Source organism: Corallococcus sp. AS-1-12 (assembly GCF_020036995.1).
In the GTDB taxonomy this organism is placed as follows: Bacteria; Myxococcota; Myxococcia; order Myxococcales; family Myxococcaceae; genus Corallococcus.
Map to the genome: position 1 here is coordinate 1 of NZ_JAIQDD010000018.1, position 25,655 is coordinate 25,655.

The window sequence follows — 25,655 nt, forward strand, 5'->3', positions numbered from 1 at the left end:
GGCTTCTTCTTGCGATGTCACCCCACCTCTATGCGGCTCGTAGGACTGCTTATTCCGCGCAGACCTCCTGTCGGACAAGCAGACCGTCCTCGTTGCCCGCTGGGCTGCGGTCCGGGGGGCATGGGGCGAAAATCTGTCCGACAGTCGGACAGGTTTTGAGGCAACCGGGTCCGCGCGGGCGCCTCTGTCCGTGCCCCCACCGCGGTGTCGACGCACGCACGACCTCGTTCACCTTCTGGGTTGGTGCGGCCTCGGGTCCATGCTGCGAGAACCTGTCCGACTGTCGGACAGGATTTGAAGCAACGAGGCCCTGGCGGGTGGGGCCCTATCCCCGCTCCAGCTTGGTGTTCGCGAGCACGCGAACTCGAGACCCGGCCGGTCCTGCGCAGCCTCGGGTCCATGCGGCGAAAACCTGTCCGACAGTCGGACAGGTTTTGAGGCAACCGGGCCCGGTCGGGCTCCTCGGTTCATGGCCCTCTCTTGGTACCGCGCACGCACGACATCACACGCCTCCCAGTCAAACGCGGCCTCGTTCGCCTTGCGGTGGAAAGCGGTCCGACAGTCGGACAGGTTTTGGGGCAACCAGGCCCGCGCGGGCGCCTTGGTTCATGGCCTCCCTTGGTACCCGCGCACGCACGACGTCATACGCCTCCCAGTCAAGCGCGGCCTCTCGCCCTGGGCGGTGGGAACGGGTCCGAGTGTCGGAGATGTCTTGGAGGCACCGGGACGATGCGGGCTGCGCTGCTCTTGGTCCCAACGTCGTGCCCTTGCATGGACGACGTTGCGCTCCGCGAGACGTGCGTCCCCCACTTCGTGCGGTGCGAACCGCTCTGATAGTTGGACAGGCTCTTGGAAGACTGGCTCGGGCGGGTGCTTCTGCTCGAGGCTCCAACTTCGTGCCCATGCATGCACGACGTTGCCGTTCGTCGCTGCGCTCCTCGGGGCGTGTGCCATCGGGCTTCGCTCGGTGCGAGCTGGTCCGACTGTCGGACAGGTTTGCGTAAGCCGGGCCCGGGCGCGAGAGCCTCCAGAAGCTGCTGGCGACGGAGGACGTGGAGGAGGAGTGCGTCGCCACCGCGTGCGACGCGCTCCAGCGCCTGCGCGAGCACACCTTCGACTGCATGGGGATGGACCTGCACCTGCCGGAACTGAGCGGCCAGGACCTCCTGGAGCGCATGACCGCCGAGGAGGCCATCTCCTTCCCGCCCGTCATCGTCTACACCGGCCACGCGCTCAGCCTCGACGAGGAGCAGCGGCTGCGCCGCTTCTCACGCTCCATCATCGTCAAGGGCGTGCGCTCCCCGGAGCGGCTTCTGGACGAGGTGACGTTGTTCCTGCATTAGGTGGAGTCGCGCCTGCCGCCGGAGCACCCGCGCATGCTCCAGGCCGCGCGCGACCGCGAGTCCACGCTGGAGGGCCGCCGCATCCTCGTGGTGGAGGACGACGTGCTGAACATCTTCGCCCTCTCCCGCGAGCTGGAGCCCCGGGGCGCGAAGGTGGAGATCGCCCGCAACGGCAAGGAGGCCCTGGCCCTCTTGACGAAGAGCCTGGCCCTGCCCAGCTCTCCGTGGACCTGGTGCTGATGGACATCATGAGGCCGGAGGTGGACGGCCTCACCGCCACGCGCGAAATCCGCAAGCACGAGGCCTGGCGCAAGCTGCCCATCATCGCGCTCACCGCGAAGGCCCTGCGCGACGACCAGGAGAGGTGCCTCCAGGCCGGCGCCAATGACTCCATCGACAAGCTGCACGACGTGGAGAAGCGGCTGTCGCTCCTGCGCGTCTGGATGCCCAAGGGGTGAGGCCGCGCATGCTCGACGTGGCGACGAAGGAGTTCGACATCGAGCCGCGGCTGCTGCTCGTGGCGCTCTACCTGAACTACCACTACGACTTCCGCGGCTGCGCAGAGTCCTCCCTCAAGCGCTGGCTGGCCCAGGCCTCCGAGCGCTTCGACCGCGCCCCCCTGTCCCGGCTCCAGGACCGGATGCTTCACGAACCCGCGCTGCTGGATTTCCTCACCGTGCAGGTGAGCGAGCTATTTCGCAACCCGTCCTACCTCCGCAACCTGCGCGAGCACGTGGTGCCGGTGCTGCGCACCTCCCCGTCGCTCAAGGTGTGGGTCGCCGGATGCAGCACGGGGGAAGAGGCCTGGTCGCTCGCCATCCTGCCGCGCGAGGAGGGGCTCCTGGAGCGCACGCTCATCTACGCCACGGACATCAACCCCAGCGCGCGGAGGCCGGCGTGTACGCGGTGGGCCGCATCGCTTCCTTCACCTAGAACCACCGGCTGTCCGGCGCGCGCACGTCTCTGCCGGACTCCTGCACGGCCGTGTACGGCGGCGCGGTGTTCGACCGCTCGCTCAGGGGGCGCATCGTCCTCTCGGGCCACGGCCTGGCCACCGACAGCGTCTTCGCGGCGGTACTGCTCCTGTCGTGCCGCAATGTGCTCAGCTCCTTCAACCGCGAGCTGCAGGAGCGCGCGCTGGGGTTGTTCGCGGAGTCGCTCTGTCACAAGGGGTTCCTGGGCCTGGGTGCGCGCGAGTCGCTGCGCCTCTCCTCGCACGAGGCCTCGTTCACCCCGTCGTCCCCGAGGTCCGGCTCTACCAGAAGCGCCAAGGAAAGGACGCAACCGCCATGCCCACCGCGCGCTCCGCTCCGCCCGCTGGCCGCGTCGACGCCATCGTCATTGGCGCGTCCGCGGGAGGGGTGGGTGCCCTGAAGCACCTGCTGCCCGCGCTGCCCTCGGACTTCCGGCCCGCGGTCCTCGTGGTCCTGCACCTGCCCCGCGGCCTCCCCAGCCTGCTGCCAGAGGTCTTCACCCCCCGGTGCGCGCTGCCGGTGCACGAGGCGGGGGACAAGCAGCCCATCCAGCCGGGGACCGTCTCCTTCGCGGCCCCGAACCACCACCTGCTCGTGGACCGGGACGCGAAGGGGCCCCTGCTCGCGCTGTCCATGGACGCCCCCGTCCACTTCTCCCGGCCCGCCATCGATGTGCTCTTCGAATCCGCCGCCGCGGTCTATGGCGCGCGCCTGGGCGGCGTCATCCTTTCGGGCGCCAACGCGGACGGGGCGCTGGGACTCCAGGCGGTGAGACGGCGGGGCGGCGTCACCCTGGTGCAGGCGCCCGACACCGCTCGCTCGCCCACCATGCCCCAGGCGGCGCTCGCGGCCGGAGCGGTGGACTTCGTGCTGCCTCTTGAACAGATGCCCGCCGTCATCCGGGCATGGGGAGATGGCGGTGCTATCTGACCTGTCCGTCCTCAGCAAGGAGCCCCTGCCCGTGGCCTCCCGGGTGAAGTGCCTGCTCGTCGATGACCTGGAGGAGAACCTCCTGTCGCTCTCCGCAGTGCTGCGGCGTGACGACGTGGAGGTGCACTGCGCCCGCTCCGGCGCGGAGGCGCTGGAGCTGCTGCTCCTGCATGAGTTCGCGCTCGCGCTCGTGGACGAGCAGATGCCGGAGATGGACGGCTTCGAGCTGGCGGAGCTGATGCGCGGCTCCGAGCGCACCCGCGACGTGCCAATCATCTTCGTCACCACGGGCGGGGGCGACCCCTGGCGCACCTTCAAGGGCTACGAGGCCGGCGCGGTGGACTTCCTCGACAAGCCGCTGGAGGCCCACGCGCTGCGCGCCAAGGCGGAGGTCTTCTTCCAGATGCACCGCCAGAAGCAGCAGTTGGCGCAGCAGTTGGACACGCTCGCGGAGACCCTGCGCCTCAACGAGATGTTCACCGCGGTGCTGGGCCACGACTTGAGAAATCCCCTCTCCGCCATCCTCACCGCGGCGGACCTGCTCCAGCGCCGCTCGGACGATGAGGCCGTGAAGCGGACGGCCACGCGGATGATGGCCGCCGGCAAGCGCATGGGCCGGATGATTGAAGACGTGCTGGACCTGGCGCGCGCGCGGCTGGCGGGCGGGATTCCGCTGCGCCGGGGGGAGACGGACTTCGGGCAGTTGGTGCAGCGCATGGTGCAGGAGCACCAGACGGCCTGGCCCCGCCACCGCATCGAGGTGCGGCAGGACGGCGACCTCGTGGGGGACTGGGACGCGGACCGGCTGGCGCAGGTGGCCTCCAACCTCATCGGCAACGCGCTCCAGCACGGCGACGCCGCGGAGCCGGTGCGCATCACCGTGGACGGCACGCGCGACGACGCCCTGCGCTTCACCGTCACCAACGTGGGCGTCATCCCCGCCCACCTCCTGCCCTTCCTCTTCGACCCGTTCCGGGGCGGCCAGCAGCGCCGGGGCCGGGGAGAGGGGCTGGGCCTGGGGCTCTACATCGTCCAGCAGATCATCCACGCGCATCAGGGCGGCGTGGAGGTGCTCTCCGGCGCCGGGCCCTACACGGAGTTCCGCGTGGAGCTGCCGCGCAAGGGCCTGGAGGTCGTCAGGCTGTAGCGCCGTTGTCCGCGGGCACGCTGCCCGGCCCGTCCGGCGCCTCCAGCGGCGGCAGCGTGTGCAGCCCCCAGCGCTGTCCCGCCTGCCACGTGGCGGCGCCGGAGACGCCCCAGCCGGCGCGCTGGGCCTCGCGCCCCTCGAACTCCAGCCAGAAGACGGCGGTGTCCGGATGGGCCGCCTGGTCCAGGCACGCCACGCGCGACAGCGTGCGCCCGTGCGAGTCCAGCGCCACCGCGAAGGGCTTGTGCGAGTGGCCGCAGAGCACCCACTTCGGGTGCACCGTGTCCACCAGCCTGCGCGTCACCGGGTTGCCGATCCACGGCGAGGGCAGCGGGCGCGAGGGGGCCAGGCGCTCGTCGCGGGCCTTCTGCACGATGCCCCGGGGCCACTCGTGGACGAGCAGCAGGTCCACGTCCCGCAGCGCGGCCACCCGCTCCACCTCCGGCGCGCGGAAGTAGCCCGCCTGCTTCGCCGTATCCAGCGACGTGGGCCGCTTCAGCGGCTGGTCGATGAAGCGCGGCGCGTGGATGCCGGACAGGTACGCCACGCGCAACGGGCCCAGGGTGCGCAGGCCCGCGCGGCCCAGGTAGTGGACGTCCGGGGCCAGCTCCCCGCCGTCCGGCAGGTCGTGCAGCGCCTCGAAGTCCTCGTTGTTGCCGCCGATGAAGTACAGCGGCCGCTTCACGCGGCGGATGCCGTCCGCGTACTCGGCGAACTCGGCGGGCATGGAGCGCTTGGCGGCCTTGCGCCGGTGGTCGTCCGCGTGGCGGAAGGCCTCCACGTCCCCCACCGCCAGCACCAGGTCCACCCGCCGGCCGCGCGCCGCTTCCAGCGCGTCCAGCCACGCCTCCACCCGGTGGAAGCGGCCATGGATGTCACCCAGCGCGGCGACGAGGAGGGAGTCCTGCGGCATGTCCTTCACTCAAGGCCTCCCGCCCCGCCCTGTCGAGTCATCCGCCCCGGTCACTTTCCAGTGACGGACGAATGGCCGCCTTGGGCTACGGGCAGCCCAGCGGATAGGTGACCTCCACGACGGAGCCCGGCGCCGGGGCGCGCAGCCGGTCGAAGACGACGGCGTTGGCCCGCGCGTCATAGGACCAGCCGTCCGTGACGGGCAGCCCGTCCACCCGGACGGCGATGGCGCCGGGGTCCTCCGGCAGCTCCGACAGGGGGAAGGCGCGGTTGGGCCCGAAGGCGCTCTCCGACAGCTTCTCCAGCGACGCGGCCCAGTTGGGCGTGCAGATGCTGTCCACCACGCCGTTGAGCTTGCGGGCCAGCTCCATGTACCGGGTGCCGGAGCTGCTGGAGGTGGTGCAGGTGCTCAGGTCGTCCGGGCCCACCACGGCGTTGAAGCTGACCTTGGTGGGGTCGTTCCCCTTCAGGGCCAGGAGGTAGGTTTCGTAGAAGGACACCGGCTGGGTGCTGAAGTCCTCCTCGTCCGACAGGACGATGATGGCCAGCTTCGCGTCCTCGCGCAGGAAGCCGCCGTTGCCGTCGTTGGCCTGGGGCGTGCGCGGGTCGTCCAGGTCGTAGAGCAGCGGATCCGACAGCGCGCGGTAGGCCGCGTCCAGTCCCTGCTCGTTCCAGTGGCACACGCCCACGTGCGTGTTGGTGGCGAAGACGCCGGCCGCGTTGGGCGTCTCCGGCGTGATGATGCGCGGGCTGGAGCCGTCCACGGGGAACAGGCGCCCGTTCTCACCGCCCAGCGCGCCGCCGGGGCACTCGGACCAGCCGCCCGGGGACGGATCCAGGCCCGTGGTGGTGACGCCGATGCGGTAGTCCACCTGCGCGGCGGTGGCCTGGGACAGGAAGGCCGCGAAGTTCTCCCCCAGGCTCTGCTGCTCCTCCATCATGGAGCCCGAGTTGTCCACGACGAAGAGCACGTCCACGCGCGACTCCGACTGCTGGACGAAGCGGTCCGTCTGGTCCGTCTTCGCCAGGCCCCGCCCCACGAGCCCCGCGCTGTAGACGGCGCCGTCCTTCAGCGTGAAGCGCACCGTCGCCGCGTCCTCGCCCTCCTCCACGGGCGCGTACTTCGCGGTGAGCGTCACGCGCCCGCCCGCGGGAATGGCGGCCGGCAGCGCGCCGGACACGGCGAACTCCTGGCCCGGCTGCTCCAGCTTCATGGCCGTCACCCTCACCTCCCCCGGGCAGTCGTTGTAGGCGATGAAGTCGCGGGTGCGCGGGCCGCACGCCAGCCGGCTGATGCCGAAGTCCACCGTGGTGGGCTGCACGGAGAAGCACCCCTGCACGCCCCGGCCCACCAGGTTCACCAGCGGGTGGCCGCGCGTGGGGTGGCTCACCCAGCCCTCCGCGAGCCCCTGGTACTCCCCTTCCGCCGGCGGGCGGAAGCGCACGAGGAGCGTGGCCTTCTTGCCGGGCTCCAGCACGCTGTTGGCCACCGTCGCCGCCCGGAAGGCGGGGTCCGACCCGGACGCGAGCTGGAGCCCCGCCAGGAAGCACGCCTGGGTGCCGGTGTTGCGCAGCGTCACCCCCAGCGCCACCTCCGAGCCCACCGGCACCTGGCCAAAGTCCAGCACCGAGGGCAGCGCGTACTCGCACGGCGCGAAGGTCCTGCCCTCGCCCGACAGCGTCACGCCGTCCGTGGCGCTGGAGGTGCGCTGGGTGGAGGTGACCGCCAACTGCCCGCTGCTCGCGCTGCCCACGCCCGCGCGGGGGCTGAAGGTGATGCCCACCTTGAGCGTGCCCCCGGGCGCCACCGGCTGGCTGGACGGCGGCTGCGCGAGCGTGAAGTAGCCCCCCGCCTGCGTGGTGAGGTGGAGCCCGGTGACGGTGGTCTCCTCGCGGCAGTGGTTGTTCACGGTGACCTCGCGCGTGGCCGTCATGCCGAAGGCCACCGGCCCGAAGTCCAGGTGCGACGGCGTCACCTCCACGCACGACGCGCCGCCCTCGCCCGTCAGCGTCACCTTGGGGCCCGGCGACGTCGTCCGGGGCTTGCGCACGGACACCTCCACGCGGCCGTCGCGCACCCGGCCGGCGACCGTGGGCGTGAAGGCCACGCGCAGCTCCACCACCGCGCCCGGCGCCAGCACGTCGTTGGGGAGCGCGGGCGCGCTCACCACCTTGAACACGCCGGACGGGTCCTCCAGCAGCGACGCGCCCTTGTAGCTGAGCGGCTCGGAGCCCAGGTTGCGCACGGTGATGCGCTCCTCCGCGGTGGCGCCCACGGCCACCCGGCCGAAGTCCACGCGCAGCGGCGTCACCTCCAGCGCGCCGGCCACGCCCATGCCCGTCAGCCGCACCGTCGCGGGCTCGCAGCCGTCACACACGGCGACGTGCAGCTCCGCCTCCGCGTTGCCCAGCCGCACGGGGCTGAAGGCCACCGGCACCTTGCGCGTCTCGTGCGGCGCCAGCGTGGACGGCAGCCCCGCGCCCGCGGAGAACTCGTCCTTGTCCGAGCCCTCCACCGACAGCACCAGCGGGCTCTCCACGTCGGAGGGGTTGCGCACCGTCACCTCGCGCATCTCCACCAGCCCCAGGTTCACGTTGCCGAAGTCGAGCGCCGCCTCCGGCACCTCCACCAGCGCCTTCACGCCGCGCCCGCTGACGGGCACCTGCGTCGCCGCGCCGCCGGACGCGTCCGTGAAGAGCTCCAACTGCCCCTGCACCGCGCCCTCCACGTCGGGCGAGAAGCGCACCTCGAGTTCGTGCTCCGCGCCGGCCGTCAGCGTGAAGGGCTCGAAGGCGGGGACGCTGACGTTGGGCAGCGACGAGCGCGCCCCCTCCACGCGGTACGACGCGCGCCCCTGGTTCGCCAGCCGCAGCTTCATGGACTTGGTGCGCCCCACCGCCGCGGGGCCGAACTCCAGGAGCTCCGGCCTCGCCGCGAAGCCCGTGCGTGCCTGCTGTGAAGTGGGCCGCTCACACGCCGTCACCGCCACCACCAACGCCAACACCCGCCATCGGAGTCCACGCATACAGAGTCCCGCCTTTCCTACACACGGCGCCGGTGTCCCCCCACACAGCACTGCACGTGGATCCGGTCGGCGTAGAAAGGTGCAACCCTGGTGCCTGAACGTCCCAACGAGGCGCCGTCACACCGCCAACACGGCAAACGGGCGCTCACGCTGGGGAACGGCATTTAACGGGTAAAGCAGGGGATTCCACGTTTCGTGGAAGCGACTGCAAAAGCTTCACAAACGGTCGATGCCACACCGACCCCTCACCCTCGGGGGCCGTGCGACTTCCAGAGGGGAGGAGTGCCGCGCGCAGGACGGCCGCGTGCCCGTCCGGCTGTGGGGATGCGGGCGGCGGCTTCGCGTGTTTCCGCTGAACCCCTCCGGTGCTGCGCCTTTGCGTGCACCGGAACACCCTTTCAGTGATAAAGCGCGCCCCCATGTCCGAGCCCGACGTCATTTCCATCCGCGGTGCCAGGGAGCACAACCTCAAGACCGTCTCCCTGGACATCCCGAAGAAGAAGCTCGTGGTGTTCACCGGCGTGTCGGGCTCCGGCAAGAGCTCGCTCGCGTTCGACACGCTCTACGCGGAGGGCCAGCGCCGCTACGTGGAGAGCCTGTCCTCCTACGCGCGCCAGTTCCTGGGGCAGATGGAGAAGCCCCGCTACGACACGCTGCGGGGCCTGTCGCCCACCATCTCCATCGAGCAGAAGGCGGCCAGCAACAACCCCCGCTCCACGGTGGGCACCGTCACGGAGGTGCACGACTACCTGCGCGTGCTGTACGCCTCCATCGGCGTGCAGCACTGCCCCAACTGCGGCCGCAAGGTGGGCAAGCAGAGCGCGCAGCAGATCGTGGATGAGATCATGAAGCTGCCCGCGGGCACCAAGCTCCAGGTGCTGGCGCCCATCGTCACGAACCGCAAGGGCGAGCACAAGGACCTGCTGGCGGAGGCGCAGAAGCGCGGCTTCTCCCGCGCGCGCGTGGACGGCAAGGTGCGCGAGCTGGAGGAGCGCATCGAGCTGGACAAGAAGTCCAAGCACGACATCGCGCTCATCATCGACCGGCTGGTGTTGAAGCCGGACCTGCGCACGCGCCTGACGGACTCCGTGGAGACCGCGCTGCGCGAGGGCAAGGGCACGCTCATCATCACGGACGAGAAGGGCACGCTCGCGTCCGACCGCGTGATGAGCGAACTGAACGCGTGCCCCGCGTGCGGCCTGTCCTTCGGGGACCTGACGCCGGCGTCGTTCTCCTTCAACAACCCGCTGGGCATGTGCACGGACTGCAACGGCCTGGGCACGCGTCCGGAGATGGACCCGGACCTGCTGGTGCCGGACCCGACGCGCAGCATCCGCGACGGCGCGATTGAACCGTGGGCCAGCGGCATGAACCGCGGCGAGGGCTGGACGGCGGACTTCGTGGAGAGCCTGGCGTCCGCGTTCAAGATTGATCTGGACGTGCCGTACGCGAAGCTGACCAAGCGGGAGAAGGACGTCCTGATGAACGGCGCGAAGGGCAAGTCCTTCACCGTGCAGTGGGGCGACAACGGCCAGTACGACATGGAGTGGGAGGGCCTGCTCGCCCGCACCATGCGCAACTTCAAGACGACGACGTCGGAGGCGCGCAAGGCGGAGCTGCAGAAGTACTTCAGCGACAAGCCCTGCCCGTCCTGCAAGGGCGAGCGCCTGCGTCCGGAGAGCCGCGCGGTGAAGGTGCACCAGCGCACGCTGGTGGACCTGAGCCGGATGACCATCACGGAGGCGCGGACGTTCCTCACGCAGATGGGCCTCTCCGCGCAGGAGGAGAAGATCGCCCAGGAGCTGCTCAAGGAGATCCGCAGCCGCCTGTCCTTCCTGGTGGACGTGGGCCTGGGCTACCTCACCCTGGACCGCACCGCGTCCACGCTGTCCGGCGGCGAGAGCCAGCGCATCCGGCTGGCGTCGCAGATGGGCAGCGAGTTGACGGGCGTCATCTACATCCTGGATGAGCCCTCCATCGGCCTGCACCAGCGTGACAACGGCAAGCTGCTGGCCACGCTCAAGCGGCTGCGGGACCTGGGCAACTCCGTCATCGTCGTGGAGCACGACGAGGAGACGATGGAGGAGGCGGACTACCTGGTGGACTTCGGCCCCGGCGCGGGCGAACTGGGCGGGCAGGTGGTGTCCCAGGGCACGCCCAGGCAGGTGATGGCGGACGAGCAGAGCCTCACCGGCGCGTACCTGTCCGGCCGCCAGGAGATTGAAATCCCGGAGACGCGCCGCCCGGTGAACCCCAAGCATCAGATCTCCATCGTGGGCGCGACGGAGAACAACTTGAAGAACGTGGACGCGGACATCCCGCTGGGCATCTTCACCGCGGTGACGGGCGTGTCCGGCGCGGGCAAGTCCACGCTGATCAACGAGATCCTCTACCCGGCCCTGGCGCGCGCTCTCTACGAGAGCCGCGAGCCCATGGGCAAGCACAAGTCCATCAAGGGCCTGGAGCACCTGGACAAGGTCATCGACATCGACCAGCGGCCCATTGGCCGCACGCCGCGCAGCAACCCGGCCACGTACACCAAGGTGTTCGACGCCATCCGTGAGGTGTTCGCCATGACGCCGGAGGCCCGCACGTTCGGGTACGGCCCGGGCCGCTTCAGCTTCAACATCAAGGGCGGCCGCTGCGAGGCGTGCGAGGGCGACGGCGTGAAGCTGGTGGAGATGCACTTCCTGGCGGACGTGTACGTCCCCTGCGAGGTCTGCAACGGCAAGCGCTTCAACGAAGCGACGCTGCGCGTGCGCTACAAGGGCAAGAACATCGCGGAGACGCTGGACCTGAGCGTGCGCGAGGCGGTGGACCACTTCGGCGCGCACAAGGACATCATGCGCGTGCTCACCACGCTCACCGACGTGGGCCTGGGCTACCTGCGGCTGGGCCAGCCCTCCCCCACCCTGTCCGGCGGCGAGGCGCAGCGCATCAAGCTCGCCCGCGAGCTGGCCCGGGTGGCCACCGGGCGCACGCTCTACATCCTGGACGAGCCCACCACGGGCCTGCACTTCGAGGACATCCGCAAGCTGCTCTCCGTGCTCAACCGGCTGGTGGAGGCGGGCAACAGCGTGCTCGTCATCGAGCACAACCTGGACGTCATCAAGAGCGCGGACTGGCTCATCGACCTGGGGCCGGAGGGCGGCTCGGGCGGCGGCAACATCCTGGCCACCGGCACGCCGGAGGACGTGGCCCGGGTGGAGGCCAGCCACACCGGGCGTTACCTCAAGCACGTGCTGGGCAAGGCGCGCCGGGCCCGCATCGGCAAGCGCGTGGACGCGGCCTGAGGGGCCCCGGTAGGGTGGGGGCATGGCCGAGACCTCGACCGCCCCCACCTCCCAGCGCTTCCCGCCCCAGATTCCCTACATCATCGGGAACGAGGCCTGCGAGCGCTTCAGCTTCTACGGGATGCGGAACATCCTCACGGTGTTCTTCATCGACTACCTCCTGCGCACGCACGTGCCGGAGACAGGGGCGCGGGAGGCCCAGGCGAAGAGCCTGATGCACCTGTTCATGGCGGGGGTGTACTTCTTCCCGCTCATCGGCGGCTACCTGGCGGACCGCTTCTTCGGGAAGTTCCACACCATCTTCGTGCTGAGCCTCGTGTACTGCGGCGGGCACGCGTGCCTGGCCCTCTTCGAGGACAACGCCACGGGCTTCTACACGGGCCTGACGCTCATCGCGATTGGCTCCGGCGGCATCAAGCCGTGCGTGTCCGCGATGGTGGGCGACCAGTTCTCGGAGAAGAACAAGCACCTGGTGAAGAAGGTCTTCGCCATCTTCTACTGGACCATCAACTTCGGTTCGTTCTTCGCGTCGCTGTTCGTCCCGCTGCTGATGAAGAACTACGGGCCGGCGGTGGCCTTCGGCGTGCCGGGCATCCTGATGTTCCTGGCGACGGTCATCTTCTGGGCGGGCCGCAAGCACTACGTGCTGGTGCCGCCCACGGGCCCCAACCCGCACTCGTTCTTCAAGGTGCTGGGCAGCGCGTTCCGGGGCAAGGACGCGGCGGGCGGCACCTGGCTGGACAAGGCGAAGGCGGAGCACCCGGCGGAGGCGGTGGAGGGCGTGAAGGCGGTGTTCCGCGTGTCCGCGCTGATGCTGCCCTTCGTGCCCTTCTTCTGGATGCTGTTTGATCAGAAGGCGTCCACCTGGGTGGTGCAGGCGCGGTCCATGGACCCCAACGTGGGCGGCATCGTGTTCCAGCCCAGCCAGATGCAGTTCATCAACCCCATGCTGGTGATGCTGCTCATCCCCTTCCTCACGGCCGTGGTGTACCCGGCCTTCCAGCGCGCGGGCTGGGAGCTGACGCCGCTCAGGCGCATGCCGCTGGGCCTGGTGATTGGCGCCGCGTCGTTCGTCATCGCGGGCTTCTTCCAGGTGGCCATGGAGGGCGGGACGACGCTGAACATCGCGTGGCAGCTCCTGCCGTACATCGTGCTGACGGTGGCGGAGATCCTGGTGTCCACCACGGGCCTGGAGTTCGCGTACACGCAGGCGCCACGGGAGATGAAGGGCACCATCCAGAGCGTGTGGCTGGTGACGAACACGCTGGCGAACGTGGCGGTGGCCATCGCCGCGGCGCTCAACGTCTTCACGGGCTCCGCGCAGTTCTTCTTCTACGCGGCGCTGGCGGCCGTGGCCGGCGTGGGCATGGCGCTGGTGGCCCGCCGCTACGTGGTGCGCGACTACTACCAGACGGACGCGCAGGCCCCCATGGACGGCCGCAACCCCGCGGTGGAACCCAAGCCGGCTTAAGGCCCCAGCCGCGCGTTCGGCTCCGCCGTGGCAGCCGCATGGGGCCCCCGGCGGGGCAGCTCCACCGTGAAGGTGGCGCCCTGCCCCGCCTCGCTTTCGACGCGGACCGAGCCGCCCAGCCGCTCCACCAACTGGTTCACGATGTGGAGGCCCAGCCCCAGCCCCCCGTAGTGGCGGGACGACACCGCGCGCTCGAAGGCACGGAAGATGCGCGTGTGCCGCTCCGCCGGGATGCCGATGCCCTGGTCCCGGACCTCCAGGCGGGCCGTCACGGCGTCCCCCGCCACCCGGACCTCGATGGGCCTCCCCTCGCCGTACTTGATGGCGTTGGAGAGCAGGTTGGTGACGATCTGATCCAACCTCGAGCGGTCCCACACCCCCGGCATCGCCGTGTCGGCGTGGAGCTGGAGCCGGGTCCCCGACGTGGCCAGCTCCGGGGCGAAGCGCGCCGCGACGTCCCGGACCAGCGCGGACAGGTCCACCTCCTCGAACTCCAGCTCCAGCCGCCCCGCATGGATGCGGGAGACGTCCAGCAGGGTGTTCACGAGCTTCGCCATCCGCTTCGCCTGACGCTCGATGACCTCCAGCGAGTGGGTCACGCTCTCCACCGGCGCGGTGCGCAGCGCCCCCGCCCGGGCCAGGCGCATCAGGCCCTGCACCGAAAGCTGGAGGGACGTGACCGGGGTCTTCAGCTCGTGCGAGGCGATGGAGAGGAACTCGTCCCGGAGGCCCACCGCCAGTTGCGCCTGCTGGTAGAGGCGCGCGTTGTCCAGGGCCATGGCCGCGCGGCGGGCCAGCTCCTGCGCGAGCGCGAAGTCCGCCGGGCCGTACCGGTCACCGCCCTTCATGCGGGCGAGCGTGAGCGCGCCGAGCGCGTGCTCCCGCGCGAGCAGCGGCACGGAGATCCACGACTGGAACTCGACCACCTCGGACAGGCCCTGCCCGTCCCGGACGCACCCCAGGGACATGGAGGCGCACCCCTCCGGGCAGAACTCCGGCTCGCCCAGGCGCAGCACCCTGCCCGGACCATGCGGGGCCTCCAGGTCCGGCAGCGCGCAGTCCATCCGCGTGGGCGCGGTGGCGCGCAGCACGTCGGAGCGGGCCTCGGCGATGCGCTGGAAGGAGTGCCCCCCGTCCAGCAGGTCCACCGCGCACCAGTCCGCGAACCGCTCGACGGTCAGCTCGGCCACGCTGCGCAGCGCGTCCTCGGGGGCGAGCGAGCCGGTGAGCAGCCCGGACGCCTCCGCCAGCAGCGCGGAGCGCCCCTCCTGCTGCTCCGCGCGGGCGCGCGCCTGCTGCTCGCGCTGGAAGGTCTGGTCGCGCTCCTGCTCCGCCCGGCGGTGCTCGGTGATGTCGATGCCGGTGCTGATGACGTACTCGATGGCCCCGGACTCGCCTCGCAGCACGTTGCTGGACCAGGCGATGAGCCGGCGCTCGCCCTCGCGGGTCACCCAGTCGTTCTCGTACTGCTCGAACCCCCGCCCGGACGCGAGCACGGCGAAGTGCGCCTCCACCCGCGCCGCTTCGTCCGGCGGCAGGAGGCGCGTCCAGAAGCGCGCGCCGCGCAGCTCCTCGAAGGAGTAGCCCGTCACCTCCTGGCACGCCCGGTTGAAGCGGACGATGCGCCCCTGGGGATCCAGGACGATGACCAGCGCGCGCGCCGTGTCCAGGACCGCCGAGCTGAAGTCCCGCTCGTGCTGGAGCGCGCGCTCGCTGTCCAGGGTGCGCGCGAAGAGCTGCCGGTGGACGAGCGCGGTGCGCAGCACGCCGCCCAGCCGCTCCACCATGCCCCGGTATTGCCGCGGCAGGTGCGGCTCGCGGTCGAAGTACAGGAGCAGCAGGCTGGACGGGGCCCCGGCGTCGTCGATGGGCACCGACCACCGCACGAGCCCCGGCGAGGCCAGCTCCGGATAGGGCAGGTCGACCCGCGGAGGCCCCGGCGGCCCCGGGCGCGGGGGCAGCGCGGGAATCGGGAGCTGGCGGGAGGCCGAGGACAGGCCGCTCGCGCCCAACAGGCCCACCTGCCCCCGCGCGTCCGGCTGGAGCCAGAGGGCCACCGCGCAGCCCAGCCGCTCCGCGACGCGGTCCAGGAAGTCGTCCGCGGGCTTGTAGGGGTTGAGCAGGTCGAGCGCCGCGACGGTGAGCTCCTGGAGCACGCTCAAGAGCGCGAGCCGCTCCTCGGTGAGCTTGTGGTCCGCGTCGGGGTCCGCCATGCGCCACCTCATTCCCCTACCCGGGCAGGGCGACCACCACCGCCGTCTTGTTGTGGAACTGGGGGACCCCGCCGCCCATGGCCCCCACCTCGCCCAGCGTCAGACACCCCACGAGCGGCACCTCCTCTCCGAGCGCGTCCTGGAACCGGGAGAGCTCCTCCCGGACGCCCTCCCCCAGGACGAGGTAGCGGGAGACGCAATCGAACACCACCGCGCCGCCCAACGTGCCGGAGGTGGCCTCCCGCGCCAGGGTGGCGGCGCTGCCCGCGGCGTCGAGCAGGTCCCTGCGCCTGCCCTCCATCACGCGGACCAGGGAGCCGTCCGGGACCTCGGCGATGAAGCGGACCGAGCCGTCGGGTTCGACGGACAGCGGGTCGCGGATCACGAACTCGCCATTGGCCTGGGGAATCCCCAGCGGGTGCGTCATCGCGAAGCGGGGGAAGCTCCGCGCATCCAGGGCGTCCCCCCGGCTCTCGGCCGTGTGCCGGTAGACGTCGAAGGCGCGCTCATAGTCGAGCTCGACGGCGGTCGAGCCCCGGGCCTTCGTCACCTGCGAGGGCGGGCCATACGGGGACCAGCCGTGCTGGATGCCCACGCCGAAGGGCTCCCGGGCGTCGAAGGCAATCACGACCACCTGGTCCTCGTAGGCGTGCCCTTGCATGAACTGGGCGGTCTTGACGAACCGGAGGTTGTTCCCCGCGCCGCCCCCCGCCCAGCGGATGCCCGCGCCGGCTTCCTGTTGGGCCCCGCGCACGACCTCCGTCGAGTTGCCGCTCAGCGCGTCCGGCAGGACGAACAGCGTGCGCCGGTATCCGGGGGGCTTGGGCGGCAGCCTGCCCACGGCCTCGGCCACCGCCGCGCGCCCGGCCGCGCGCGGGCTCACGCTGACGGGGCCGCCCATGCCCACGCCGACGCGGAAGTCGTCGCCGCGAAAGAGCGCGATGACCAGCCCCTGGAGCAGCAGCTCCGTCCCCGCGAAGACGCCGGCCGCGCAGCACCCGGCCCAGGGGATGGCCCCCAACTGGTCGCGGACCGCGGACGCCAGCGCCACCGCGTCGTACTGGTCCGTGCACAGGACGAGCGCGAAGGTGGGGGCGTCCGCGCCTCGCAGCGCCTCCTGGCTCGCCTCCCGCGCGGCGGCGATGCAGTCCGCCGAGCGGCTCTTTCCAATCTGGATCCGCATGGGGCTCCAGAATCGATACCCACGCGGGAGCGGGCGTGCAGGGCCCGCCCGGCGCCAATGAAAACGCCGGAGCACCCAGGGGGCGCTCCGGCGTTCGTGTCCCGGCAAGACCGCCCTGCGCGGCTCAGGTGGCCGGGTGGACGGTGCCCTGCTGGTGCGCGGGCGGCGCCGCGGGCGTGACCTCGTCCGTGCCGTGCATCATCCGCTTCAGCATGGGGGCGAGGAACAGCAGGATGACGCCCGCCAGGCCCGCGCCGATGACGATGGTGAGGAACACGCTGAACTCACCCATCTTCTCCGAGTAGCCACCGAGCACGCCGGACAGCTTGTTGGCCACCGCGTTCGCCAGGAACCACACGCCCATCATCGCGGAGACGACGCGCTGGGGCGCCACCTTGCTCACCATGGACAGGCCCACCGGCGACAGGCACAGCTCGCCCATGGTGTGGAAGAGGTACGCCATGATGACCCACCACGCCGCCGCCTTGCCGTCCGCCGCGCTCTCCTTGGAGGCGCCCAGCATGAAGGCGAAGCCGACGGACAGGAAGATGAGCCCCAGGGACATCTTCACCGGGATGCTCAGGTCCTTGCCCTTCGCCGCCAGCGAGCTCCACACCGCCGCGAAGAGGGGCGCCAGCGTCACGATGAAGACGGAGTTGAAGTTCTGGAACCAGGTGGTGGGCACCTCCCAGCCGAACATCGTCCGGTCCACCTTCTGGTCCGTGTAGAGGTTCATCAGGCCGCCCGCCTGCTCGAAGCCCGTCCAGAACGCGACCACGAACAGCGCGATGATGAAGATGACGATGATGCGGTCCCACTCCTCGCGGGAGAAGGCGTGGCGCTTGCCGTCCGGCGTCGTCGTCTGCGCCTCGGTGGGGCGCGGCGCGGGCGCCAGGCCCACGTTGCCGAGCATCCGATTCGACAGCGCCATGAAGATGAGCAGGCCCAGCGTCATGCCCACGCCGGCGGAGCCGAAGCCCCAGTGCCAGCCCACGCGCTCCCCCAGCGTGCCGCAGATGAAGTTGCCCAGCACCGCGCCCAGGTTGATGCCCATGTAGAAGATGGTGAAGGCACCGTCGCGCCGGCCGTCACCCGCGGGGTACAGCCCGCCCACCATGGTGGAGATGTTCGGCTTGAAGAAGCCGTTGCCGATGATGAGGAAGCCCAGGCCCGCGTAGAAGATGGAGACGCCGGGCAGCGCCAGCAGCAGGTGACCTATCACCATCAACGCGCCGCCCAGCATCACCGCCTTGCGCTGGCCGATGAAGCGGTCCGCGATGTAGCCGCCCAGGATGGGCGTCAGGTACACGAGGCCCGTGTACGTGCCGTAGAGGCCCAGCGCATCCGCCGTGGACCAGCCAAACCCGCCCCGCACCTTGTCGGTGAGGAAGAGCACCAGCAGGCCGCGCATGCCGTAATAGGACATGCGCTCCCACATCTCGGTGGCGAACAACAAATAGAGGCCCGGGGGATGCCCCTTGCGGGCCTCGCCCGCGGCGACGGTGCTTTGCATGCCGTGAGTTCCTCGAACGGATTCTTGTGGGGGGGAACGAAAAGTCGCGCGACTGTAACAGGAGTCCCGCCCTCGGCGAGGACAGAGGACACCCCGCGTCCTTGGGAATTCCCGCCCCCTGCGCGAGCGGCCCTTCAGCCCCCCGCGTTCGTGTCCGGGCGCGTCAGCCCAGGCGCCGCGACCAGCGGCCGCGACTCGCACCCGTGGTGGGGGTGGAGGCCAGGGGCTCCGCGTGCGCGGGGCGCAGGGGCAGCCGGACCTCCACGCGCGTGCCCTTGCCCATCTGGCTGGTGATGTGGATGCGGCCCCCGTGCTGCAAGACGATGCGCCGGCTGAGCGCCAGGCCCAGGCCCGTGCCCTCCCCCGCGGCGCGGGTGGAGAAGAAGGGCTGGAAGAGCCGCTCCAGGTCCTCCGGGCGGATGCCCACGCCGGTGTCCTCGATGGTGACGAGCGCCTCGTCGCCCTGCTGGGCCGTCTCCACCAGCACGCGGCCGGCGTCGCCCACCGCGCGCAGGGCGTTGTCCAGCAGGTTGAGCCACACCTGGTTGAGGGTGCCCGGGTCGCCCCAGATGGGCTCCGCGCACTGGTAGGCGCGCTCCACCACGACGCCCGGGGGGACGCGCCAGCCCAGCACGTTGAGCGTGGAGTCCAGCGCCGTGTCCAGCCGCACCGCCACCGGCTTCTCCGCCGTGCGCACGAAGGACAGCAGCGACTCCGCCAGGTGGCGGATGCGCTGGCCGCACTCCTCCATCACCTCCAGCATCGCGGGGCCCAGGTCGGGGTCCCCCCCCGTCTGCTTGCCCTGCATGAAGTCCTTGAGCGGGACGAGCGCGTTCATCAGCCCGTTGAGGGGGTTTCGCACCTCGTGCGCGAAGCCGGAGGTGAGCAGGCCGATGGCCGCCAGCCGCTCGTTCTCCGCCGCGCGCACGGCCGCCTCGCGCAGGCGCAGTTGCGTCTCCACGCGCGCCAGCAGCTCGCGCGGGCTGAAGGGCTTGCCCAGGTAGTCGTTGGCGCCCGCGCCCAGGGCCTCCACCTTGGCGGATACCTCCTGGCGCGCGGTGAGCAGGATGACGGGCAGGTCCACCGTCTGCGCGTGGGCGCGCAGTTGCACCAGGAGGTTCAGGCCGGACTGCACCGGCATCATCACGTCGGACACCACCAGGTCCGGCCGCTCCTCCAGCGCGCGGCGCACGCCCTCCTCGCCGTTGGTGGCCTCCAGCACCCGGTAGCTGGGCGCGAGGATGTCCGCGATGAAGGCGCGGATCTCCGCGTCGTCCTCCACCACCAGGATGCGGGGGGCCTTCGCGTCCGCGCGCGTGTGGTCCTGCGGCTCCGTGGGGCGCTGCGCCCCGGCGACGGTGGCGGCCAGCACGGTGGCGAAGCGGCCGGAGCTGCGGCGCTCGCGGCGCGTGGGCAGGTCCGTGGCGCGGCGCTCGCGCAGGTCCTCGCGCAGGTGCTGGGTGCCCTTGGGCAGCCGCACGCGGAAGCTGGAGCCCTGCCCCGGCGTGCTCGACACCTCGATGCCGCCCGAGTGCAGCTCCAGCGTCTCCTTCACCAGCGCCAGGCCGATGCCGCTGCCCCCGAAGCGCCGCGTGCCGCTGGTGTCCGCCTGGGCGAAGCGGTCGAAGATGACGGCCAGGTCCGCGGGCGCCATGCCCTGCCCGGTGTCCACCACCTCCACGTGCACGTCCGTGGCGTCCTCGCGCAGCCGCACCGCGATGCTGCCGCCGGCCGGGGTGAACTTGAGCGCGTTGGAGACCAGGTTGTGGAACACGCCTTCGATGCGCTCCGCGTCCACGTGCACCGGCGACACCGGCCCGCCCTCCAGCGTGAGGGTGAGCCCCTGCTTCTCCGCCACCGTGCGGAAGGGCAACAACTGCGAGGACAGGAACGCGTGCAGCTCCACCGGCTGGTAGCGCAGCCGCACCTTGCCCGCCTCCAACTGCGCCAGGTTGAGCAGGTTGTCGATGAGGCGCAACAGCCGCTGCGTGCTCCGGTCCAGCGTCACCAGGTGCTGCCGCACCACCGCGGGCAGCGACTCCGGCTCCTTCTGGAGCGCGTCCAGCGACAGCAGGATGAGCGTGAGCGGCGTGCGCAGCTCATGGCTCACGTTGTCGAAGAACTCCGTCTTCAGCCGGTCCTGCTCGCGCTGCTTGACGAGCGCCGCCTCCAGCTTCTCGTTGGCCTCGGACAGCTCGCGCGTGCGCGCGGCGACGCGGTCCTCCAACTGGACGTTGCTGCCGAACACCTCGTCGTAGCGCTGCTGCAGCTCCCGCAGGGAGCCCATGTTCGCCTGGGCCTGCGCCGCGAGCAGCTCGTCCTTGCGCTTGAGTTCACGCCGCCGGTCCAGCCAGCCGCCCAGCGCGAAGCCGCCCGTGCCCAGCGACGCCACGGAGAAGAGCGCGTCCCCCCAGCCCAGGTGCGTGGCCAGCAGCCCGCTCACCATGCCCAGCAGCAGGCCCAGGTAGTGGCCCCAGAGCGCGGGCGGGTCCGTCCAGGTGAGGTGGTAGCGGCACGCGTGGCCGCCCAGCACCTGGCACTCCGTCTCCCGCACCTCCGCGGGCGCCAGGCCCCAGATGGTGGGGAAGGACGCGAACTGGCCCATGCGCAGCTCGCAGATGTTGCGGCTCTGCTCCGGGATGCTGCTGCGGTAGGACAGCTTGAGCCGCTTGTGCTCCAGCAGGTCCACCGTGAACGCCCCCACCCGGTTGTAGCTGGGGGAGAAGTCGATGGTCTGCTTGTAGCAGGCCTTGGGCGAGCCGAAGGCGCGCAGCATGTAGAAGACGAAGCCCAGCGCCTGCGGCGACGCGGTGAAGAGGCCCGCCTCGCGCATGAAGCGCGAGTCGCCGGAGTCCTCGCGCAGCGCCGCCGCCACGCGCTCCAGGAAGCGCAGCGAGATGTAGTTGGTGGGCTGGCGCATGTAGTCCAGCCCCAGGCTGAACCCCTGCTCGCGCCACACCCGGGCCAGGCGGTCCGCGCCAAAGCGGTGCTCGAAGTAGAGCAGCAGCGTGGACGTGGCGCGGACGCTCACCTCGGGGGCGTTGTCCGCGGACACGTCCTGCACCTTCACCGCCGGCAGGCGTTGGGTCACGGCTTCGTTCCTTCGGTGACCAGCGTCACCGCGTACTTCAGTCCCTCCGGGTCCTCGAGCATGGCCAGGAAGTCGGCGCAGTGCGCCTGGTAGGGCTCCATCCCGCCCAGGGCCGCCGCGCCCACCGGCGCGAGCGCCTCGAAGCGCGTCTTCCAGTCGCGCACGAGCCGCGCCTCCGCGGCGCCTGGGGAGAGGTAGAAGGGCATCAGGTGGACCCGCACGTCCGTGAGCCCCGCGCGGCGGAACTCAGAATACAGCTTGCGGCCCACATACAGGTCGAACCCGCGCGCCGCCAGGGCCTCCACGATGCGCTCCGTGCCCACGCGCAGGTGCTCCGGGAAGGGCCAGTTCTGGAAGCCCAGCCCGTCGATGTCGGACACCACCACCCGCCCGCCGGGCCGCGTCACGCGGATGAGCTCCGCGAGCGCGACGTGCCGGTCCGGCAGGTACTCGAAGACGTACTGGCTCCAGGCGTAGTCGAACGCGTCCGGCGGCAGGCCCGTGGTGCGCACGTCCGCCTGGAGGAACGTCACGTTGGGCCGGTGGGCGTTGCGTGTCCGCGCCTCCGCGACGCGCCCCTCGTGCAGGTCCACGCCGGTGACGTGGCCGCCCTCCCCCACCAGCTCCGCCATCAACTCGGCGATGCCGCCGGGGCCGCAGCCGGCGTCCAGCGCGCGCGTCCCCGGCGCAAGGCCCGTGCGCAGCAGGACGGCGCGCGTGTCCTGGGACTGCTCCTGCTCCAGCAGGCGGCGGGACTCCTCCGCGGATTCCATGAGGTACATCAGCGCGCCTCCTCTTTCGTGACGGACGTCTGAGCGTCGGGAGCCTCGGGAGCCTGGGTGGACGCCCGGCGCCGGGGCCGCCGCATGGGCATCTGCCGCTCGAAGAGCGAGCGCCAGGCCTCGCACCAGCGGCGCACCATGGAGCGGTGGAAGGTCCACTCGGAGAAGAGGCCCTGGTCCACGAAGCCCCAGGGGGCCAGCACGGGCACGTCCTGCGCGTCCACCAGGCCCAGCGCGGAAGTACGGCCCCGCTCGCGCGCGTGCGCCATGCACCGCAGCGCCAGCGCCGCCACCGCGTCCTTCGCGCGAGGGTGCTGCCGGTCCGCCACCACCAGGTTGAAGCCGTTGGTGACTTCAATGAGGCTCAGGCCCGGCGAGGCCTCGTCCTGGAGCGCCAGCGCGAGCGGGCCCTCTTCCCCATCCACCACGAACACGCGCCGCTCGCGGTGCAGCCCCGCCGCCCGGAAGCGCTCACCCAGGACGGACTCGGAGCCGCGGTCCGCGCCCAGGTCCTCGCTGAGCAGGCGCACCATCTCCCCCTTGCGGCGCAGGTACGACTCCAGCCACTGGCGGTCCTCCGGGCCCGCCTCGCGCACGGCCGGCAGCGCCCCCGCGTCCACGGAGGGCATCTGGGACAGGTCCGCGCGCAGGTAGTGGAACTGGCGCAGGTGGCACAGCCCCTGCCCTTCCAGCACGCGCGCCAGCCACGTGCCCAGCCGGTGCGGCCACCGGTTGTCGGTGCGCCACATGTAGCGGATGAACTCCACGTCCTCCATCGCCTCGCCCACCTCCACCGCGAGCGACGTGAGCTCGCTGGAGATCTGCTCGCTGCGGCGGAAGCCCGGCATCACGGCCAGGTGCTGCACCAGCCACGTGCCGGAGTACATGCGCAGGCCGTTGACGTGCCCCAACAGCCGGCGCGCGTCCGTGAAGACGAGCGAGCGCCCCAGCTCGCGCGCGCGGCTCAGCCGCTCGTACGTCTGCTCCAGCACGGGCAGGACGCGGGACTCTTCCCCGAAGGGGTGGTCCGGGTGGAAGGTGTAGTGGGCCTCCTCCATCATCCGCCAGACGTCCGGGAAGCGGAACACGGCGCCGTCGCGGACCTGGGGCGCCCTGGCGGACACGAACGCGTCCACGATGGCGTCGCGCACCGCGCGCGGCATGTCCAGGATGCGCACGCCGCAGCGGTAGGGCCTCAGGCGCTGATCATGCCGGGACTCGAAGGGCACGACGTCCACCGAGCGCACCTCCACGCGACACGCCACCTCCGAGCCATCCGGCAGCAGCAGCATCGTGTCCAGCAGCGAGCCCACCGGCAGCACCTCGCACGACGCGTCGATGGGGAAGGCGAACCCGCGCGCGCCCAGGTCCAGCACCGCGCGGGTGATGCGCTGGCCGCTGAACGGGGAGGTGAAGCGCACGAGGAAGCGGTGCTGCGCGCTGGGGCGGAAGCGCTGCTGCCCCCGCCGGTTCTCCACCGCCAGCGAGCGGGGCATCCCCAGCGCCACGCCGTCCGGCCCCACGTGGAGCATGCTGGTGACGCCCCGGTAGCGCTGGCCGCCCATCTCGAAGGAGAGGTGGACCACCTCGCCCACGCTGGAGGGCAGCGCCGAGGACACCTGCCCGCGCAACAGGCCCCGCTCGTCGGAGGCCTCCACCGTGGCGGACTCCAGGAGGAAGTGCGCCGTCTGGCTGTCCATGGGGTGCAGCCACACGGGCAGGTCGCGCCGGAGCGCCTTGCGCAGCGCGGCCTGCACCGCCACCGCGTCCCGCAGCGTGCGCGGCGGGGCGGTCGTGGACTCGTCCTGGGCCAGCCGCCAGGACAGGCCCACGCGCAGGAACGCGTGCGTCCCCTGCTGGACGGGGGTGGCGTGGCGCACGTAGGCGCGGGCCACGTGCAGCACCGGCCGGCCATCGCGCAGCATGGTCAGCGAGTCCAGCGGCGTGCCCGGCAGGAAGGCCGCCAGGGACGCGTCCATGGGGACCTGGAGCGCGGCGCCGAAGTGGCCCAGGTCCTGGCACTCCGCGCTGAAGGCCTGGCCGCGCAGGCGGAAGTCCACGCGCATCCCGGCATCCAGCGACACGCGCGTGGACGCGCGCAACTGGAGGATGTCGCGCAGGCGCGTCTGGAGCTCGCCGTCCGTCAGCGCGTCGTCCACCGTGCTGAAGACGTGCCCCTCTGCGGCCGTCTCCACCAGCTCCTCCAGCCCGAGCTGATCCGACCGGGCGCAGACGAACACGCAGACGGCCTCCGGCGCCGCGCGGTCCACGTGGCGCAGGAAGCGCCGCGCGTTGTCCGGCGGCGCGATGATCAACGTGGGCGCGGTCGACTCCATGCTCCGCGCGGCTTCCAACTGCGAGCCCACCACTGAGACCCGGTGCGCGTTCAACGCGGACTTCAACGCGTTGCGACGCATCTCGTTGGGGTGGACGATGAGGACTTCGTGAGTCGGCACGCTCATGGATTCTCTCCGACGCGCAAGAGCCACACCGGCGCCCGTGCATGGCGCCATTCCCTTCGACGCGGGGCTCGCACGCGCCCCGTTCCCGCCATTCACATGTCTTGAGTGTCCGAGCCTGGTGCTCTCTCTGATGCCAGCGGGCCCGCGCTGAAACGCCTTCCCGGTGAGCCGCCGGCGAACAACCACCGCGTACTTTACCTGCTCCTATGGATTAGGTGATGTACGCGGGGGTGAGAGGACTTTTCGGAATAGGTTAAAGACGCGCGGTCGCCCGGGACCCCTTGGTGGGTAGGGACGCACGCGCGGGGCTCCAGGAGCGCGCTGGCCCCGCGCCGCGGACGCCGTTACAGAATGCGCGGGCGACGAGGAGGCCCCCCATGGGCGAGACGGTGGATTACGAGGCCGGCATCCGGGAGCTGAAGCGCTCCATGAACGCGGTCATCCTGGCGCACTACTACCAGGAGAGCGAGGTGCAGGACGTGGCCGACTTCGTCGGTGACAGCCTGGCGCTCGCGCAGGCCGCGGCGCGGACGGAGGCGGACGTCATCGTTTTCTGCGGTGTGCACTTCATGGCGGAGACCGCCAAGATTCTGAATCCCAGCCGACAGGTGCTGCTCCCGGACCTCAAGGCCGGCTGCTCCCTGTCGGACCGGTGCCCGCCCGCGGCCTTCAAGGCGTTCAAGGACAAACACCCGGACGCCTTCGTGGTGTCGTACGTGAACAGCTCCGCCGCGGTGAAGGCGATGAGCGACGTCATCTGCACGTCCTCCAACGCCGTACGCATCGTGAACCAGATTCCGAAGGACCGCCCCATCCTCTTCGCGCCGGATCAACACCTGGGCCGGCACGTGATGAAGCAGACGGGCCGCGACATGGTGCTGTGGCCGGGGAGCTGCATCGTCCACGAAATCTTCAGCGAGAAGAAGCTCGTGGGGCTGAAGGTGGAGCACCCGGACGCGGAGGTGGTGGCCCACCCGGAGTGCGAGCAGCAGGTGCTGCGGCACGCGGACTTCATCGGCTCCACCAAGGCCATCCTGGATTACGTGGTGAAGAGCCCGAAGAAGAAGTTCATCGTGGTGACGGAGGCCGGCATCCTCCACCAGATGAAGAAGGCCGCGCCGGACAAGACGTACATCCCGGCGCCGCCGGACAACGGGTGCGCGTGCAACGAGTGCCCGTACATGCGCCTCAACACGCTGGAGAAGCTCTACCGCTGCATGCGGGACAGGACGCCGGAGCTGGTGCTGCCGGCGGACCTGCAGCACGCGGCGCTGGCCCCCCTGCAGCGCATGCTGGAGTGGTCGGTCTGAAAGGC

Annotated in this window: 17 protein-coding genes and 1 pseudogene; 10 read left to right on the forward strand and 8 right to left on the reverse strand. The window is 70.9% G+C overall.

What is annotated here, in order from left to right:
- The first annotated feature begins 1,052 nt into the window (after positions 1-1,052).
- The 7 genes and pseudogenes from K8556_RS24985 to K8556_RS25015 all read left to right on the forward strand — a co-directional run bounded on the left by K8556_RS24985 (position 1,053) and on the right by K8556_RS25015 (position 4,394).
- On the forward strand, positions 1,053-1,343 hold the full coding sequence (locus K8556_RS24985) for a response regulator (RefSeq protein WP_370639966.1): 291 nt from the start codon (positions 1,053-1,055) through the stop codon (positions 1,341-1,343).
- A complete protein-coding gene (locus K8556_RS24990) occupies positions 1,344-1,583 on the forward strand; it encodes a hypothetical protein (protein ID WP_223742598.1) in 240 nt (79 codons plus the stop codon).
- Complete coding sequence (locus tag K8556_RS24995; RefSeq protein WP_255652164.1) at positions 1,583-1,801, forward strand: response regulator; 219 nt, start codon at positions 1,583-1,585, stop codon at positions 1,799-1,801. The genes K8556_RS24990 and K8556_RS24995 overlap by 1 nt, the downstream gene beginning before the upstream one ends.
- A 182-nt stretch (positions 1,802-1,983) precedes the next feature.
- Positions 1,984-2,169: pseudogene (locus tag K8556_RS25000) on the forward strand (CheR family methyltransferase); the annotation flags it as partial.
- A 173-nt stretch (positions 2,170-2,342) separates the two neighbouring features.
- Positions 2,343-2,717 carry a CheR family methyltransferase gene (locus K8556_RS25005; RefSeq protein ID WP_223742730.1) on the forward strand — a complete coding sequence of 125 codons (375 nt, stop codon included), beginning with the start codon at positions 2,343-2,345 and terminating at the stop codon, positions 2,715-2,717.
- Entirely contained in the window at positions 2,633-3,247 is a 615-nt protein-coding gene (locus K8556_RS25010; protein WP_223742600.1) for a chemotaxis protein CheB, read from the forward strand. The genes K8556_RS25005 and K8556_RS25010 overlap by 85 nt, the downstream gene beginning before the upstream one ends.
- Entirely contained in the window at positions 3,231-4,394 is a 1,164-nt protein-coding gene (locus K8556_RS25015; protein ID WP_223742601.1) for a hybrid sensor histidine kinase/response regulator, read from the forward strand. Before K8556_RS25010 ends, K8556_RS25015 begins: the two co-directional genes overlap by 17 nt.
- Here the strand turns inward: K8556_RS25015 and K8556_RS25020 are convergent.
- Both K8556_RS25020 and K8556_RS25025 read right to left on the reverse strand, forming a co-directional pair.
- Positions 4,384-5,307: a metallophosphoesterase gene (locus tag K8556_RS25020; RefSeq protein ID WP_223742602.1), complete on the reverse strand. Its 924-nt coding sequence runs from the start codon at positions 5,305-5,307 to the stop codon at positions 4,384-4,386. The two genes, K8556_RS25015 and K8556_RS25020, sit on opposite strands and share 11 nt — an antisense overlap.
- Before the next feature lie 85 nt (positions 5,308-5,392).
- On the reverse strand, positions 5,393-8,332 hold the full coding sequence (locus tag K8556_RS25025; protein WP_223742603.1) for a choice-of-anchor D domain-containing protein: 2,940 nt from the start codon (positions 8,330-8,332) through the stop codon (positions 5,393-5,395).
- A 419-nt stretch (positions 8,333-8,751) separates the two neighbouring features.
- On the opposite strand from K8556_RS25025, the gene uvrA reads away from it, so the two are divergent.
- Together uvrA and K8556_RS25035 are read left to right on the forward strand one after the other, a co-directional pair.
- The gene (uvrA, locus tag K8556_RS25030; RefSeq protein WP_223742604.1) at positions 8,752-11,625 is read left to right on the forward strand and encodes an excinuclease ABC subunit UvrA; all 2,874 of its coding nucleotides are present in this window, start codon (positions 8,752-8,754) and stop codon (positions 11,623-11,625) included.
- 22 nt (positions 11,626-11,647) lie between these two features.
- The gene (locus tag K8556_RS25035; protein WP_223742605.1) at positions 11,648-13,096 is read left to right on the forward strand and encodes a POT family MFS transporter; all 1,449 of its coding nucleotides are present in this window, start codon (positions 11,648-11,650) and stop codon (positions 13,094-13,096) included.
- Here the strand turns inward: K8556_RS25035 and K8556_RS25040 are convergent.
- From K8556_RS25040 to K8556_RS25065, 6 genes are all read right to left on the reverse strand, one after another.
- The gene (locus K8556_RS25040; protein WP_223742606.1) at positions 13,093-15,309 is read right to left on the reverse strand and encodes a GAF domain-containing sensor histidine kinase; all 2,217 of its coding nucleotides are present in this window, start codon (positions 15,307-15,309) and stop codon (positions 13,093-13,095) included. The two genes, K8556_RS25035 and K8556_RS25040, sit on opposite strands and share 4 nt — an antisense overlap.
- Positions 15,310-15,325: 16 nt before the next feature.
- A complete protein-coding gene (locus K8556_RS25045) occupies positions 15,326-16,492 on the reverse strand; it encodes an FIST signal transduction protein (protein WP_223742607.1) in 1,167 nt (388 codons plus the stop codon).
- Positions 16,493-16,616: 124 nt separating this feature from the next.
- Complete coding sequence (locus K8556_RS25050) at positions 16,617-18,005, reverse strand: peptide MFS transporter (protein ID WP_223742608.1); 1,389 nt, start codon at positions 18,003-18,005, stop codon at positions 16,617-16,619.
- A gap of 163 nt (positions 18,006-18,168) precedes the next feature.
- On the reverse strand, positions 18,169-21,096 hold the full coding sequence (locus tag K8556_RS25055; RefSeq protein ID WP_223742609.1) for an ATP-binding protein: 2,928 nt from the start codon (positions 21,094-21,096) through the stop codon (positions 18,169-18,171).
- Positions 21,093-21,878, reverse strand: coding sequence for a methyltransferase domain-containing protein (locus K8556_RS25060; protein ID WP_223742610.1), 786 nt, complete (start codon positions 21,876-21,878; stop codon positions 21,093-21,095). Before K8556_RS25060 ends, K8556_RS25055 begins: the two co-directional genes overlap by 4 nt.
- On the reverse strand, positions 21,878-24,340 hold the full coding sequence (locus K8556_RS25065; protein WP_223742611.1) for a PilZ domain-containing protein: 2,463 nt from the start codon (positions 24,338-24,340) through the stop codon (positions 21,878-21,880). The genes K8556_RS25060 and K8556_RS25065 overlap by 1 nt, the downstream gene beginning before the upstream one ends.
- Positions 24,341-24,717: 377 nt before the next feature.
- Here K8556_RS25065 and nadA point away from each other — a divergent pair, with 377 nt between their 5' ends.
- A complete protein-coding gene (gene nadA, locus K8556_RS25070; RefSeq protein ID WP_223742612.1) occupies positions 24,718-25,650 on the forward strand; it encodes a quinolinate synthase NadA in 933 nt (310 codons plus the stop codon).
- Positions 25,651-25,655: the final 5 nt, after the last annotated feature.

Coding starts and splice junctions, on each gene's coding strand:
- K8556_RS25040 (WP_223742606.1), bottom strand. CDS start 15,309: ATGGCGGACCCCGACGCGGACCACAAGCTCACCGAGGAGCGGCTCGCG.
- K8556_RS25025 (WP_223742603.1), bottom strand. CDS start 8,332: ATGCGTGGACTCCGATGGCGGGTGTTGGCGTTGGTGGTGGCGGTGACG.
- K8556_RS25020 (WP_223742602.1), bottom strand. CDS start 5,307: ATGCCGCAGGACTCCCTCCTCGTCGCCGCGCTGGGTGACATCCATGGC.
- nadA (WP_223742612.1), top strand. CDS start 24,718: ATGGGCGAGACGGTGGATTACGAGGCCGGCATCCGGGAGCTGAAGCGC.
- K8556_RS25035 (WP_223742605.1), top strand. CDS start 11,648: ATGGCCGAGACCTCGACCGCCCCCACCTCCCAGCGCTTCCCGCCCCAG.
- K8556_RS25050 (WP_223742608.1), bottom strand. CDS start 18,005: ATGCAAAGCACCGTCGCCGCGGGCGAGGCCCGCAAGGGGCATCCCCCG.
- uvrA (WP_223742604.1), top strand. CDS start 8,752: ATGTCCGAGCCCGACGTCATTTCCATCCGCGGTGCCAGGGAGCACAAC.
- K8556_RS25060 (WP_223742610.1), bottom strand. CDS start 21,878: ATGTACCTCATGGAATCCGCGGAGGAGTCCCGCCGCCTGCTGGAGCAG.
- K8556_RS25065 (WP_223742611.1), bottom strand. CDS start 24,340: ATGAGCGTGCCGACTCACGAAGTCCTCATCGTCCACCCCAACGAGATG.
- K8556_RS25010 (WP_223742600.1), top strand. CDS start 2,633: ATGCCCACCGCGCGCTCCGCTCCGCCCGCTGGCCGCGTCGACGCCATC.
- K8556_RS24995 (WP_255652164.1), top strand. CDS start 1,583: ATGGACATCATGAGGCCGGAGGTGGACGGCCTCACCGCCACGCGCGAA.
- K8556_RS25045 (WP_223742607.1), bottom strand. CDS start 16,492: ATGCGGATCCAGATTGGAAAGAGCCGCTCGGCGGACTGCATCGCCGCC.
- K8556_RS25015 (WP_223742601.1), top strand. CDS start 3,231: ATGGCGGTGCTATCTGACCTGTCCGTCCTCAGCAAGGAGCCCCTGCCC.